This is a genomic window from Pseudoalteromonas sp. T1lg76 (assembly GCF_002964725.1).
Classification (GTDB): domain Bacteria; phylum Pseudomonadota; class Gammaproteobacteria; order Enterobacterales; family Alteromonadaceae; genus Pseudoalteromonas.
In genome coordinates, this window is record NZ_PQCE01000007.1 from 18,279 (window position 1) to 33,386 (window position 15,108).

Sequence of the window (15,108 nt, forward strand, 5' to 3'; positions counted from 1 at the left end):
TGGGCACAATAAAAAGCCCCGCGTTACTGCCTGCGGGGTCTCCAGGGATTAACCTTAAAGCAAGTGCCCACCCAGGTAGGTTGCCTGTGCCTGCAGTTGCTGGTCAAGCACCACAAAGTCGGCATCAAAGTCTTCCAGCAGACGCCCCTTAGTATTCTGTAAGCCCAAATAGTGCGCCGGATAAAGCGAGGCCATTCGTAACGCTTCGCCAAGGCCAATATCCAGGGTATTGACCGTATTGCGCACGGCACTGGCCATATCGAGCACACTGCCCGCCAGCTCTCCGGTACTGGAATTCAAACGATCGCCGGTGCGGTACACCTTACGACCATCGAAGAAATCAAACTCGGTGGCGTCCGTGCCAACCGGCGGCATAGCATCTGTCACCAGCATGATTTTGCCGCGCTGCTTGGTACGAATGGCCAGCTTGGCGGAGTCAGGATGCAGATGATGACCATCCACTATCAATCCACACCAGCTGTTGTCATGCCAAAGGGCTGCACCCACCACACCGGGCTCTCGGGAGGTAAAAGGTGACATGGCATTAAATAAATGAGTGAAGCCATCGGCGCCGGCATCGAGAGCCGCCATGGTGGTGGCATAATCCGCATTGGTATGGCCAAGGGAGACTTTAACACCCAAGGCCACCAGACGCTTGATGTCGGCGATACTGACATGCTCCGGCGCCAGGGTGAGCATTTTCAGACCCAGATCATCGCGCTCGTAAATGGCCATTTCTGCGGCGCTGGTAGGACGAATAAACTGCTCACTGTGAGTGCCTTTTTTGGGCAAACTCAGATGCGGCCCTTCGAAATGAACGCCGGCAATACCCGGCACCTGAGCGCTGATAGCCTGAGCAATGGCGTCGGCCGCAGCGCCCATCACCTTAATATCATCTGTGATCAGGGTCGGCATCATGGCCGTGGTGCCAAATTGACCATGGGCATGCACCATCTTCTTGAGACAGGCAAGGTTGGGCTCGGCATTAAAAAACGCACCGCCACCACCATTGACCTGAACATCGATAAACCCAGGTACCACTAAGCCCTCAAGTCGAGTGGCCTGATCTTGTGGCGATGTCAGGAAATGCAATTTTCCCGCACGCACCTGAAAATAGACGTCTGTTAAAAAACGTTCACCATCAAATAAGCGCTGAGCATGGAAGGCTGTATTCATTTTATTTATAACCTTAGAGTCTGTGGTGCCAATTTATTCTTGCGCCGATTTATTCCTGTGCCAACGATTGTTGCGCAAAGTAAACCGCCCCTAATTCCGGCGGCTGTTTGGGCGTTGCGACACGCGCGGCAATATCCGCATCCAGCCACGGCTGCAGGGGCTCTGCCAGGCCGCCAATCATGGATAAACGCGGCGGCTCAAGTGCCAACAAGCGCTTGGCCATCATGCTGATATATCGGGCACCATCTTTAACTATCTCGGTGGCCAAAGGATCGCCCTGTTGCGCCGCATCCAGGACCATACGTGCCAATTTAGCATAACTACTTGAGGGTTGGCCTGCCATTTGTTCGGCAATCACCATCGCCGATTGCGTATTAAAGTGTAAGGTAAACATAGCCGTAAGCTGGGTATGGGGCCCTAAACCATCCAAATCGAGCAACACTGCCTTTAATGCTTCAAGACCGAGCCAGGCGCCACTGCCCTTATCGCCTTGAGCAAAACCATGACCACCATAGCTTTTGCTCTTGCCCTGAACGGTGACATACCCACAGGAGCCAGTGCCCGTGATGATAACCGCCCCATCCTGCCCTTCATGGGCACCAATACAGGCGGTGTGCAAATCCGTGGTCAGGTACATTTTTTTAAAGGGGTGCTGCCAACCACTGATCTGTTCATACAAGCTCGGCAAATTAACCCCGGCCAGGCCTAAACCGGCCACCAGCTCATGAACGCTGTGCAAATTCATAGAGGCATCGCGTAACGCCTGCTGGGTCGACATTATGATCGACTCCAAGGTGCGCTCCAGACCATGCAAGGGGTTGGCGGGCCCGCCAAGGCCAGTGCCCAAGACTCCATGCGTGGGGCTATAAATGGTCGCCCGGCATTTGGTTCCCCCGCCGTCGATACCAATAAATAGCTGCTCCTGCGTTGCCGCGTCTACCCTCATTACCAGACCTCTATACCTTAATTCAATCCGGGCAAAAACGCTGTACGCGCCTTGCCTCAAACCACCTGCTCTTTCATGTTGAAATTATGTTACCCAATTAATGACAGCGTTGTCATTAACTTTTTTAGAATTTATCAACAAAAATCCCATTTGCGGTATAGCTATCTGATATCGTTATGGTTTGCTAATTTTAAGCACCTGGCTAAATACACCAAAAAGACAGGCATTCCTGGCAAGAAAAAGCAAAGCTTGTACTTTTAAGGGGGAGTAACTATATTTAGTTACAAATAAAGATGTAACTATTTTCAGTTACTTTCAATTAAGTAACCAAAATACACGGAGATCTATGTCCACGGCCAATTACACAGTACTGAGCGGCGATATTGTCGGCTCCAGCGAGCAGGCGGGCGCACAATACGACGGCCTGCTTTATACCTTGGAGCAAGGCTTGCGCGCCCTGTGCGAACGCTTTGATGGGCACTTCAACATTTACCGCGGCGATGCTTTTCAATGCATTCTTGGCAAGGCCCCTGTCCCTTTACAAGCGACCTTGATGTTACGTCTTTATTTGCGCAGCCATGCCCTTGATGCCCGTGTTAGCGAAGCTATAGGGCCAATTGATAACTATCGCCAGGATGTAAAAACCGCCACCGGCGCCGCCCTGATGCTCTCCGGTAAGGGACTGGATACGATTAAAAACAAGCGCCTGAGTCTAAGCCTCTATCAAAGCCCCTTGAGCGCCAGCTTTGCCTTAAACATCCGCTTCCTTGACCATCTAATTAACCACACCAGTCAAAAGCAGGCCCAGGCCCTGTACTGGTATCACTGGCTGGAAAACAAGGATCATGCCGCTATTGCTGCTCAGCTGGGCAGCTCACGAGCCAATGTCACCAAATTACTCAATGCCGGGCAATATCATTTGCTCGATGAATTTCTAGCGGTCGCCGCCAAGGAGTACACACATGAATGAGCAAATCGCCCTGCTGCTTGGGCTGTTGTTGGCCCATGTGGTCGCCGACTTTTTTTTACAACCCTTAAGTTGGGTTCACCAGCGCAATAAACACCATTTTAAATCCCCTAAGTTGGTATTGCATACCTTGGTGCACGGAGCTCTGAGCGGCTCCTTATTATGGGCCTGGGAGTGCTATTACGGCCTCGGTGATTGGCTCCCTGTGCTGGCGGCCACCGCACTTATTATGACCAGCCACTGGCTGATTGATGTTGCCAAATCCTACAGCAGCCGTGGCTTTGTGCCCTTTATTGTCGACCAAGGCGCGCATATTCTTATTCTTGTGGCGCTAAGCTGCTATTTAACGGATGCCGATACACTCGGCCAGTGGTTTAACGCTCAGCTGATGCACAGTAATACTTATGTGCTGTTGCTCGCCTATTTATTAGTGCTTAACCCCAGTTCCGTGGCCATTCGTATGCTGCTGGAGCGCTGGCACCTGCCCGCCAGCATCGCTGCTGATAAGAGAACAACGCTGCCACAGGCCGGGCACAGCATCGGCCTGTTAGAGCGCCTGCTTATGCTGACCTTTATCATAATCGATGAATTAGCCGGGGTGGGATTTGTGCTTGCAGCCAAGTCGGTCTTTCGCTTTGGCGATTTAACCAATGCCAAGGATAAACAACTTACCGAGTATGTGATGTTAGGCACCCTCTTAAGCGTGGTGATCACGCTCGGTATCGGCCTGGCGGCCCGTGCCTTACTGATAAGCTAAGCATTATAAATGCCAAAACAAAAAAGCCCGTTTTTAACGGGCTTTTTTTTGTGGTCACTCTATGGGCGTTATTTTACGCCGAGTTCGCGTAAACGCTCCTGCAAATAGCTGTCGGCGGTGTAACGCTCAGACAGCACCACATCTGGGCGTGGGTGCAAAAACAGGGGTAACGAGATACGCGACTTGGTCGAAGCCTTACCCGTTGGGTTAATTACCCTGTGAATAGTCGATGGGAAGTAACCACCAGATGCCTCTTGCAGCATATCGCCGATATTGATGATCAGATTACCAAAGTCGCTTGGAACATCCAGCCAGCCACCCTCTTTGGTTTGCACCTGTAACCCCGGCTCGTTCGCCGCAGGCAGCACGGTCAGCAGGTTGATATCGCCATGAGCGGCGGCACGAATGGCGCCCGGCTCTTCATCGCCCGTCATCGGTGGATAGTGCAAAATACGCAGTAAGGTTTGCTCCGAATTCTTGATCATGTCTTTAAGGTCAATGGAGAACTTAGCCTGCACATCCGCCGGCGCATGGGCCTGCACCCAGCTCAGTAATTCGCTGGCAAACTCATTGGCCAAGCGATAATACTCACGAATTTTCTCTTCCAGCTGCTCAGGTACCCGGCCCTTAGGATAGACATGGTAGTATTCTTTGATGTCTTTAACCTTGCAGCCTTTGGCCACTTCACTTATCTCGGGTGGGAAATAACCGTCCTGAGTTTGTTTATCAAAAAGAAACTCATGCTTTTGCTCTGAGTTAAAAAAAGCCTGCCAATCCTGATAAATTGACTCCACCAGCGATTGTGGGATCGGATGGTTGGTTAACACCCCAAAACCGGTATTGCGAAGCGATTCGACAAATTCGGCTGGCGCGTTCGGCGATTGATAGTCCACTGTCGGTAAGTGCATGGTTATTTCACCTGTTTGTTATAGCGCGAGAAGCACTGACTGTGCTTCATTTTAGCGCCAGAGCTTAGTCAAAGCCACTTTAGATCATAAGGACAATTGTCCGCTAAAGGCAGGGCTCTGCAACTTGCTTGCGGCAGATCAACACCCCATCATCCATCTTGGCGGCTAATCCTTACAGGCATAAAAAAACCCGATAACAAATCGGGCTTTTTCTAAGAGTAATCTGAAGCTTAGTCCTTTACCTGCCAGTTCAGCATTTCACCGGCACAAATAGGAATGACCTTGTCTTCTCCCAGCGGGTAGCTTTGCGGCACTTGCCACGGCTCACGTACCAGGGTCACTGTATCGGTATTGCGGGCAATGCCGTAGAAATCAGGACCGAAGTGGCTGGCAAAGGCTTCAAGCTTGTCCAGGGCACCGGCCTGTTCAAAGGCTTCAGCATATAGCTCAAGTGGCGCGTGCGCCGTGTATGCACCAGCACAACCACAAGCCGCTTCTTTTTTGTCCTTAAGGTGTGGCGCCGAATCGGTACCTAGGAAGAACTTGCTGTTACCACTGGTGGCGGCTTCGATCAGGGCTTCCTGATGGGTATTACGCTTAAGGATAGGCAAGCAGTAATAATGCGGACGAATGCCACCGGCAAGCATATGGTTGCGGTTATAAAGCAGGTGATGCGCGGTAATGGTCGCCGCCACATTGGCCGAGGCCGAGCTTACAAACTCAACCGCATCCTTGGTAGTGATGTGCTCTAACACCACTTTAAGCTCAGGGAAGTCCTTCACTACCTTCTTCAGTTTGGTTTCGATAAAGACCTTTTCACGGTCGAAAATATCGATACTTGAATCGGTCACCTCACCGTGAACCAACAACAGCATGCCTACTTCCTGCATGGCTTCAAGCACAGGGTAGATGTTTTCGATATCGGTCACACCTGAGTCCGAGTTGGTGGTCGCACCGGCTGGATACAGCTTGGCAGCAACGATTTTACCCGATGCCTTGGCTTTGCGAATTTCATCAGCCGTGGTGTTATCCGTGAGATACAGCACCATCAGGGGTTCAAAATGCGCCTTTGGCCCCGCAGCCATAATGCGATCACGATAAGCTAGCGCCGTGTCGGTACAGGTCGCCGGTGGCACCAAATTAGGCATGATGATGGCGCGGCCGATATAGCGGCTGGCGTCTCTTACCGTGTCTTTTAGTTGCTCGCCATCACGAAGGTGAATGTGCCAATCATCAGGACGAGTGAGGGTAATACGTTGCGGGGTATGTGTCATTGCGCTTATCCACTAGAAATTTAGTGTGATCTTATGAGGGAAGGCTGTGAAAGTAAAGGGTGAGAAAGGCTTAAAAAAGAGCGGACATTTATAACGTCCGCTCTTTTATGACTCTTTTTGCTAGGCGCTTAATTCCTGGCGCAGCTCCTTGGTGGCAATCACCATGTTTTGCAGGGCCTCACGGGTTTCCGGCCAGGCTCGGGTTTTCAAGCCGCAATCCGGGTTCACCCACAGGCGCTCAACCGGAACTTTCGCCGCCGCCTTGTGGATCAAGTCCTTGATCCATTTGACCTCAGGCACATTCGGGGTATGGATATCATACACCCCAGGGCCAATATCATTGGGGTAATCGAAGTGTTCAAAGGCATCGAGCAGCTCCATGTTCGAGCGCGATGTCTCTATGGTGATCACATCCGCATCCATGGCGGCAATGGCGCCAATAATGTCGTTGAACTCGCTGTAACACATATGAGTGTGAATTTGCGTGCTGTCATCAACGCCGCTGGCCGACACACGGAAGGCATAGGCCGCCCAATCAAGGTAACTTTGCCACTGGCTGGCTTTAAGTGGCATACCCTCGCGAAACGCCGGTTCATCGATTTGAATCACCTTAATGCCCGCATCCTGCAGATCCACCACCTCGTCGCGCAGCGCCAAGGCAATTTGCTTAGCTATGGTCGGCTTATCCAGATCATCGCGCACAAAAGACCAGAACAAAATAGTCACAGGACCCGTGAGCATGCCCTTCATATGCTTGTCGGTGAGCGACTGGGCATACTGGGTCCATTGTAATGTCATAGGCGCGGCACGAGACACATCACCCCAGATCAAAGGCGGCTTCACACAGCGGGTGCCATAACTTTGTACCCAACCGAACTGGCTAAAGGCAAAACCATGGAGCAATTCACCGAAGTATTCGACCATGTCGTTTCGCTCCGCCTCACCATGCACCAATACATCTATATCCAGTGCTTCTTGCTCACGCACCGCGTATTGAATCTGTTCCTGCATCTGCTGCTCATAAGCCTGGGCACTTAACTCCCCAGCCTTAAAGTCGCGACGGGCCTTACGAATATCCGATGTCTGCGGGAAGGAGCCAATAGTAGTAGTCGGCAACAGTGGCAATTGCAGGGCCGCCTTCTGTTTTTCAGCACGCACCGCAAACTCGCTGTGACGTTGACCGTGATCCAAACTTAACTGAGCCACACGCTGCTGCACTAGTGCGTTGTTTACCCTGCTTGAAGTACGGCGGTTTTTCACCGGTGCACTATAAGTGTCGATATCTTGCGTGTTGCAGCGCTCCAGAGCCACTTTCAGCAAATTAAGCTCTTCGCCTTTTTGCTTGGCAAAGGCCAACCAGCTTTTCAATTCACCGTCCAGCAGTTGCTCTTGCTCCAAGTCCACCGGGGTATGCAATAAAGAGCAAGATGGCGCCAGCCACAATGAATCACCACGCTGGGCGGCAATATCTTGCACCTGCTCATAGATGGCACTGAGATCGGCGCGCCAAATATTACGGCCGTTGATCACCCCAATAGACAACACCCGCTGCTCGCCAAGGGCTTTGTCCAGCGCTTCAATGTTTTGCGGTGTAGCAACCAAGTCGAAATGCGCGCCATCGATGGCATACTCACTGATATCTTTTAAGTAGGCGCTCACCTCATCAAAATAAGTCGCCAGCAGCAGCTTCACGCCCTGATTTGCCAAGGCGGCGAAGCTTTTAGTTAAAGCGCTGCGGTAGTGGGTATCCAGCTCCAAGGCCAAAATTGGCTCATCGATTTGCACCCACTCCACCCCTTGTGCCGCCAACTTGGCCAGCACCTGTTGATACACTGGCAATAGGCGCTCCAACAAGGTGAGCTTATCGAACTCTTCCCCGGCGCATTTAGCCAGGTACAAATAGGTAACCGGGCCAACCAGCACGGGCTTAACCTTATGCCCTAAATTCTGCGCTTCTTCTACCTGCTCAAAAAGTTCGTTAAAGCTCAGCGCAAACTGCTGCTCGGCACTTAGCTCAGGCACAATATAGTGGTAGTTGGTATTAAACCATTTGGTCATCTCACTGGCGGCACAGGCGCAGCCCGTTGGTGCACGACCACGGCCGATACGGAACAGGGTGTCCAGTGCATTGCTGCTGTCGCTTTGATGGCGCGCCGGAATGGCTCCTACCAGCATAGAGGTAGATAGCACCTGATCGTACCAGGCAAAATCGCCCACCGGCACAAGCTCTATGCCCGCCTCGCTTTGCATTGCCCAATTTTCTTGGCGGATTTGCGCACCGCGCTGGCGCAGCTCTTCCTGAGTAATATCGCCAGCCCAGTAGGCCTCGATAGCAAATTTCAATTCGCGGCGTTTGCCGATACGGGGAAAACCTAAGTTATGTATACGTGCCATGATGTAAATATCCGTTTAGCTGTTTAGATGGCTAAACATTACCTCTCAGATCTTGGGGACACAAACGAAGCTTACTCACATTGCTAATGAATTAAATTCATATCAGCGCGTTAACTCACCGCTGAATAAATTTAAAAACAGAGAAAATAGACATTTTTCACAATGAATTTTATCTTTTAATAGCCAACTGAGTATAAAAGTGATAATTTTTTAGCCGTCTAGACTTTTATACATTTATCCAGCGCGGTTTAGTCGCAATCATTATGAGATATGTGACTGGCTTTTATGAGATTTACTAAAGATGATTGAAATTAAACACCTTAAAACCATAGCCACCTTGAAAGAAACCGGTTCTTTAGTGAATACCGCCCGTGAATTATTTCTAACCCAGTCAGCTTTATCTCATCAAATCAAAGACTTGGAAAACAAGCTGGATTGTCAGCTGTTTGAGCGTAAAACCCATCCGGTGCGCTTTACCCCTCAAGGCATGCTGCTATTAGAACTGGCGCAGGATGTGTTACCTAAGGTCGAAGCCACCAAATGCCGCCTGAAAGAAAGTTTAAATCAGCCTATTTCGCAACTGCGCCTAAGTGTGGAATGCCACGCCTGTTTTCACTGGTTGCTGCCGACCATTAAAGAATTCAATAATTTCTGGCCCGATATACATGTGGATTATGAACGCGGGTTTAGTTATGACGCCATTCCCGAGCTGCTTGATGGGGATTTAGATCTGGTTCTGACCTCGGACATTCGTGAGCCGGATCGCTTGGAATTTGCCCACCTGTTTGATTTTAAACTTAAGCTTATCGTGGCGCCGGACCACCCCTTGGCCAATAAAGCTTATGTGACCGCCTTAGATTTAAAAGATGAGACCATCATCTCCTACCCTATTCCGCGGGAACGACAGGATATATTCAAACACTTTATTCAAAATGCCCGTTTCGATGGCACCTTAAAAACCGTGGATCAGGGCTTGTTGATTTTCCAATTGGTCAGTGCAGGCATGGGCGTGGCCGCCCTGCCGGATTGGCTGGTGACGCCCTATGAGGCGCAGGGCTTGATCAAGTCAATTCCTTTAGGCGCCCTGGGATTGAACCGCCCCATGTATTTGGCGATGAAAAAAGAAATGAAGGACAACCCGGTTTACCGCCACTTCCTTAATACCTGTAAGCAAAATAACAGCCGCAAATAATTTGTTGCAGCGACAATAAAAAAGGAGCCCCTGGCTCCTTTTAATACCAATTCTGTTAAGTATGTGATCAGATATAGCGCTGGATAAATGATGTGATAACAAGGCGGAATTTTTTTATGTAGTTATTCTCGGCTTTGGCTCCTGCGCCGCTCTACCGCCTACATCCGTGTAGGCGTACATCGAAAAATTTCAACACAGTTAGCACGATATTTAGCCCGCTAGGGTGATTAGCTATTTAAGTGAATTGGTATAATCTTTATACCGGATTGTCGATGTCAATAAAGGTTACATCCAAACCAAACTCATCCGCTAAAAACTCCCCCAGCGCCTTAGCACCATAGCGCTCGGTGGCGTGGTGCCCGGCGGCAAAGAAATCTATGCCCTGCTCGGTGGAACTATGTATGGTTTGCTCCGAGGCCTCGCCGGTCAGGTAGGCATCCAAACCTTGCGCCGCCGCCAGGTCGATATAACCCTGACCACCGCCGGTACACAGGCCTATGGTTTCAATCACCTCAGAGCGCACCACAGAGCTGAGCGGCGTGCGCCCGAGCACGGATTCAATGCGCTTGGTAAATTCCTCGCCACTGACAGGCTCGTTGAGCTTACCCCACACCGGCACGCTAACTGGTCCCGGCTCCATGCCGCCCAGGATCTCGATGCCCAGTAGCTTAGCAAGCTGGGCGTTATTACCTAGCTCGGGGTGCACATCCAAGGGTAAGTGGTAGGCGAACAGGTTAATATCCGCCGCCAGCAGCGCTTTTAGGCGGCGCTTTTTCATGCCACTGATCACTTGCGACTCACCCTTCCAAAAGTAGCCATGGTGCACAACCAGGGCATCGGCTTGCAGCTCTATGGCCTTATCGACCAGGGCCTGACTGGCGGTCACTCCGGTGACGATTTTTTTAATATGCTCGGTGCCTTCAACCTGCAGACCATTGGGACAAAAGTCTTTGATTTGCTCCGGTGCCAGCTTGGCATTCAAAATAGCGAGTAGCTCGTTGCGTTTCATAATCACCTCATGACCTAATTTAGGCCTAAATTTTCCCGTCATTGGCGGAAAAAATAAAGGAAATTAGCAATTTCGCCACAAAAAATTGAAAATCCCAGGACAAATGGGTATAAATATATACTTGTAATAAAATTAACCTGCGTTAACGACTAGGATCTTTTGATGAGTAAACTAGACAAAACAGAAGTGTTAGCTGCTTTTGAAGCTGCGTATGAAGCGGCGAATGGCAAAAAGCCAGAAATCACCACCAAGCCTGGCTGGTACAGCATTGATGGCGGCAAAAACATGCGCCTTGCTGAGGTAGCTGAACTTACTGAAGAGCTTACTTCTGGTAAAACAGAAACAGTCGCTAAAGTAGAAGAAAAGGCTCCTGCCAAAGCAAGCAAAAAAACAACAACCAAAAAAGCGGCTCCTGCGGCAAAAGCAACTGAGAAAAAGGCTGCCTTTACTGTCGTTAGTGAAAACAAAGATGGTTTCACTGCCGAAGAATTTTGGATTAAAGAGCTTGCAGAGAAAGAGCACGACTGTCGCCTACCGCGTGGCGTTGTCTAATTCACCTTCTGCTTTAATAAAAAAAGCCGCTTGAAGCGGCTTTTTTTATGTCTACTCGCCTAATTCAGGCTCTGGTACACGCACCCAGCCTTCCATTAAGCGGCGGGCACTGCGGCTCATGCTGACACTGTGCACATCAGCCTGACCATCAAGCATATTTACCGCTGCACCCACTTGCAGCGTGCCCGAAGGGTGGCCAAAGGTCAGCGACTGGCGTGCTACACCACCTGCAGCCAGGTTCACCAAGGTGCCTTCGATGGCGGCCGCGGTAGCGATGGCAACGGCGGCGGTGCCCATCATGGCATGGTGCAGCTTACCCATGGACAAGGCGCGAACCTGTACATCTATATCTGCCGCATCAATGCGCTTGCCGCTGGATGCCACATAGCTGCTTGCCGGTGCCACCATGGCGATTTTCGGCGTATGCTGGCGCGTTTTCGCCTCTTCAATATCACTGATCAGCCCCATTTGCACCGCACCATAAGCACGAATACGCTCAAAGCGTGCTAAGGCCTTCTCATCATTATTGATATCGTCCTGCAGCTCTGCCCCGCTGTAACCCAGCTCGCTGGCATTCACGAAAATAGTAGGGATACCGGCATTGATAAAACTTGCCTGTAGCTCGCCCTCGCCCGGCACCACTAAGGTATCGACCAGGTTACCCGTTGGCAGTACTGCACCATCACCGACAGGCGATAAGAAGTCGACCTTCACCTCAGCGGCGGGAAAGGTCACACCATCGAGTTCAAAGTCACCAAGCTCTTGCACCAAGCCATCACACATAGGCACATGAGCGACAATGGTTTTGTGAATATTGGCCTGCCAGATCCGCACTTCGGTGATGCCATTTTCACAAATGCGTGACGCATCCACCAAGCCATTATTAATGGCAAAGGCACCCACCGCAGCGGTTAGGTTGCCACAGTTACCGCTCCAATCGATAAACGGCTTATCAATAGCAACCTGGCCAAACAGGTAGTCAACATCATGATCCGCCTTATCGCTTTTGGATAAGATCACCGTTTTACTGGTACTGGATGTCGCCCCACCCATGCCATCGGTATGTTTGCCGTAGGGATCAGGGCTGCCGATGACCCGCAAAAGCAAGGCATCACGATAGGCGCCCGGCTGCTGCGCTTGTGCAGGCAAGTCATGCAGTGCAAAGAACACCCCTTTACTGGTGCCTCCGCGCATATAGGTTGCCGGTATTTTTAGCTGTTGTGTCATTATTAACCTCAAAAAAAGGTGAGATCCCACCTCTAAAAATGGGCTCTCACCTTCTGCAATTTATACTGAGCCTTCAAGGAAGTCCTGCGCAAAGCGTTGCAATACACCGCCTGCACTGTAGATGGACAATTCCTCTTGGGTATCAAGGCGACATTTGGTGGTAATAGTCAGCTGTTCACCATTGGCGCGGGTGATCTGCACTTGCATATCCGCACCCGGTGCTGGCTCGCCTAACACCGTATAGGTCTCGCTACCATCAAGGTTAAAGGTCTTACGGTTTTCACCCGCTTTAAACTCCAGAGGTAACACACCCATGCCAATCAAGTTGGTACGGTGAATACGCTCGAAACCTTCGGCGATGATCACTTCCACACCCGCTAGGCGAACGCCTTTGGCTGCCCAGTCACGGCTTGAACCCTGACCATAGTCGGCACCGGCAACGATACATAGCGGTTGCTTACGCTCCATATAGGTTTCAATGGCTTCCCACATACGAGTAACCTGGCCTTCTGGCTCAATACGCGCCAGTGAACCTTGCTTCACCTCACCGTTTTCATCGCGCACCATTTCGTTAAACAGCTTAGGGTTAGCGAAGGTGGCACGTTGCGCCGTTAGGTGGTCACCACGGTGCGTGGCGTACGAGTTAAAATCTTCTTCAGGCAGACCCATTTTCGCCAGGTATTCACCGGCCGCACTGCTGGCCAGAATCGCATTCGATGGTGACAAGTGGTCGGTAGTGATGTTGTCACCTAGCACCGCCAGTGGACGCATGTCTTTCATGGTACGTGGTGCCGCAAGCGCCCCTTCCCAATAAGGAGGACGACGAATATAGGTGCTCATTTCGCGCCAGTCGTACAATGGATTGTTCTTTTCACCGTAATCCACTTCTAAATCGAACATGGGTTCGTACACCTGACGGAAGTGCTCTGGCTTCACGCTCTTGGCAATAACCGCATCGATTTCTTCGTCGCTTGGCCATAGATCCTTCAAGGTAATAGGCTGACCTTGCTTATCATATCCCAGGGCATCTTTTTCGATGTCGAAACGTATGGTACCGGCAATGGCATACGCCACCACCAATGGCGGTGAAGCCAAAAAGGCCTGTTTAGCATAGGGGTGGATACGACCATCAAAATTACGGTTACCTGAAAGTACCGCCGTCGCGTAAAGGTCGCGCTCGATCACCTCTTGCTGGATTTTCGGGTCTAACGCGCCACTCATGCCGTTACATGAGGTACAGGCAAAACCCACCACGCCGAAGCCCAGGGCTTCCAGTTCAGGCAGCAGATTCGCTTCTTCTAAATAAAGTTTTACCGCTTTTGAACCCGGTGCCAGTGAGGTTTTCACCCAAGGCTTGCGCACTAAGCCAAACTTGTTGGCGTTACGGGCTAACAAGGCTGCGGCAATCACGTTGCGCGGGTTAGAGGTATTGGTACAGCTGGTGATAGCGGCGATAATGACCGCGCCATCCGGCATCAGGCCCTCTTCTTGCTCAACATGCTTGGCGATACCACGGGCTTGCAAGTCCGCCGTCGCTAAACGGGCATGCGGGTTTGATGGACCGGCCAGATTACGACCCACAGAGGACAAATCAAAGCTTAATACGCGCTCGTATTTCGCACCCGTCATGGCATCGGCCCACAAACCAGTTTCTTTGGCATATTGTTCAACCAGCTTAACCTGCTCGTCTTCACGGCCAGTCAGTTTCAAATAGTCGATAGTTTGCTCATCGATATAGAACATGGCCGCCGTGGCACCGTATTCCGGTGTCATATTCGAGATGGTGGCACGATCGCCCAGAGTCAGATGCGAGGCACCCTCACCGAAGAATTCAAGGTAACTTGAAACCACACGCTCTTTACGTAGGAATTCGGTCAGCGCCAGTACGATATCTGTGGCGGTAATGCCCGGCTGCGGCTTACCCGTCAACTCAACACCAATAATGTCCGGCAGGCGCATGTAAGAGGCACGACCCAGCATCACGCTTTCGGCTTCAAGACCACCCACACCCACGGCGATTACGCCCAGCGCATCAACATGCGGGGTATGACTGTCGGTACCTACCAGGGTATCTGGGAAGCGACTCCATCGCGTACCTGGATCACCGGCGACATCTTCTCCAGGTTGATCTGGTGCATGATGCCGTTACCCGGCGGGATCACATCAACGTTTTTAAACGCTGTTTTGGTCCAGTTAATAAAGTGAAATCTGTCTTCGTTACGACGGTCTTCAATGGCACGGTTCTTCTCGAACGCGTCTGGGTCAAAGCCTGGCGCTTCGACCGCCAACGAGTGGTCAACGATCAATTGGGTCGGTACCACGGGGTTTACCTTGGCCGGATCGCCGCCTTTGGCAGCAATGGCATCACGCAGACCGGCAAGATCCACCAGCGCCGTTTGACCTAAGATATCGTGGCACACCACGCGGGCCGGGAACCAAGGGAAATCATGCTCGCGCTTACGATAAATAAGCTGCTCAAGGCTTTGCGTTAAATCTTCAGGGTTACAACGGCGAACCAGGTTTTCGGCAAGCACTTTAGAGGTATAAGGCAAGCCATCGTAGGCGCCAGCTTCGATTGCATCAACGGCCGCTCGGGTATCGTAATAAACCAGCTCTGAGCCCGGCAGCGTCTTACGGTATTGGGTATTCATAATCATCTCTACATTGCGAATGGATGTGGTGCGCCAACGAATGTGCCGCACCGAC

11 protein-coding genes and 1 pseudogene are annotated in these 15,108 nt (G+C 51.1%); 4 read left to right on the plus strand and 8 right to left on the minus strand.

Features of this window, described 5'->3' with window-relative positions:
• Nucleotides 1–54: 54 nt before the first annotated feature.
• Both nagA and nagK read right to left on the minus strand, forming a co-directional pair.
• Nucleotides 55–1,176, minus strand: coding sequence for an N-acetylglucosamine-6-phosphate deacetylase (gene nagA, locus C2M35_RS02735; protein WP_105264554.1), 1,122 nt, complete (start codon nt 1,174–1,176; stop codon nt 55–57).
• A gap of 49 nt (nt 1,177–1,225) precedes the next feature.
• Complete coding sequence (gene nagK, locus C2M35_RS02740) at nt 1,226–2,122, minus strand: N-acetylglucosamine kinase (RefSeq protein WP_105264555.1); 897 nt, start codon at nt 2,120–2,122, stop codon at nt 1,226–1,228.
• A gap of 346 nt (nt 2,123–2,468) precedes the next feature.
• Here nagK and C2M35_RS02745 point away from each other — a divergent pair, with 346 nt between their 5' ends.
• Together C2M35_RS02745 and C2M35_RS02750 are read left to right on the plus strand one after the other, a co-directional pair.
• Nucleotides 2,469–3,092, plus strand: a complete 624-nt coding sequence (locus C2M35_RS02745; protein ID WP_105200451.1) for a hypothetical protein — start codon at nt 2,469–2,471, stop codon at nt 3,090–3,092.
• On the plus strand, nt 3,085–3,846 hold the full coding sequence (locus C2M35_RS02750) for a DUF3307 domain-containing protein (protein ID WP_105264556.1): 762 nt from the start codon (nt 3,085–3,087) through the stop codon (nt 3,844–3,846). Before C2M35_RS02745 ends, C2M35_RS02750 begins: the two co-directional genes overlap by 8 nt.
• 68 nt (nt 3,847–3,914) lie before the next feature.
• Here C2M35_RS02750 and C2M35_RS02755 read toward each other — a convergent pair whose 3' ends face one another.
• The 3 genes from C2M35_RS02755 to metE all read right to left on the minus strand — a co-directional run bounded on the left by C2M35_RS02755 (nt 3,915) and on the right by metE (nt 8,422).
• The gene (locus C2M35_RS02755) at nt 3,915–4,754 is read right to left on the minus strand and encodes an isopenicillin N synthase family dioxygenase (RefSeq protein WP_105200453.1); all 840 of its coding nucleotides are present in this window, start codon (nt 4,752–4,754) and stop codon (nt 3,915–3,917) included.
• Between the two features lie 230 nt (nt 4,755–4,984).
• The gene (gene pyrC, locus C2M35_RS02760) at nt 4,985–6,028 is read right to left on the minus strand and encodes a dihydroorotase (RefSeq protein WP_105200454.1); all 1,044 of its coding nucleotides are present in this window, start codon (nt 6,026–6,028) and stop codon (nt 4,985–4,987) included.
• A gap of 120 nt (nt 6,029–6,148) precedes the next feature.
• Nucleotides 6,149–8,422 (minus strand): 5-methyltetrahydropteroyltriglutamate--homocysteine S-methyltransferase, encoded by a 2,274-nt coding sequence (gene metE / locus C2M35_RS02765; protein ID WP_105264557.1) that lies wholly within the window; start codon nt 8,420–8,422, stop codon nt 6,149–6,151.
• A 301-nt stretch (nt 8,423–8,723) separates the two neighbouring features.
• On the opposite strand from metE, the gene C2M35_RS02770 reads away from it, so the two are divergent.
• A complete protein-coding gene (locus C2M35_RS02770) occupies nt 8,724–9,614 on the plus strand; it encodes a LysR substrate-binding domain-containing protein (RefSeq protein WP_105200456.1) in 891 nt (296 codons plus the stop codon).
• Nucleotides 9,615–9,870: 256 nt separating this feature from the next.
• Here the strand turns inward: C2M35_RS02770 and C2M35_RS02775 are convergent, their stop codons facing one another.
• Nucleotides 9,871–10,623 carry a Nif3-like dinuclear metal center hexameric protein gene (locus C2M35_RS02775; protein WP_105264558.1) on the minus strand — a complete coding sequence of 251 codons (753 nt, stop codon included), beginning with the start codon at nt 10,621–10,623 and terminating at the stop codon, nt 9,871–9,873.
• Between the two features lie 162 nt (nt 10,624–10,785).
• Here C2M35_RS02775 and C2M35_RS02780 point away from each other — a divergent pair, with 162 nt between their 5' ends.
• Nucleotides 10,786–11,175, plus strand: coding sequence for a hypothetical protein (locus C2M35_RS02780; protein ID WP_105200458.1), 390 nt, complete (start codon nt 10,786–10,788; stop codon nt 11,173–11,175).
• A gap of 51 nt (nt 11,176–11,226) precedes the next feature.
• Here C2M35_RS02780 and prpF read toward each other — a convergent pair whose 3' ends face one another.
• Both prpF and acnD read right to left on the minus strand, forming a co-directional pair.
• Complete coding sequence (gene prpF, locus C2M35_RS02785; RefSeq protein WP_442792745.1) at nt 11,227–12,402, minus strand: 2-methylaconitate cis-trans isomerase PrpF; 1,176 nt, start codon at nt 12,400–12,402, stop codon at nt 11,227–11,229.
• A 60-nt stretch (nt 12,403–12,462) separates the two neighbouring features.
• A pseudogene (gene acnD, locus C2M35_RS02790) lies at nt 12,463–15,053 on the minus strand (Fe/S-dependent 2-methylisocitrate dehydratase AcnD).
• Between the last annotated feature and the right edge of the window lie 55 nt (nt 15,054–15,108).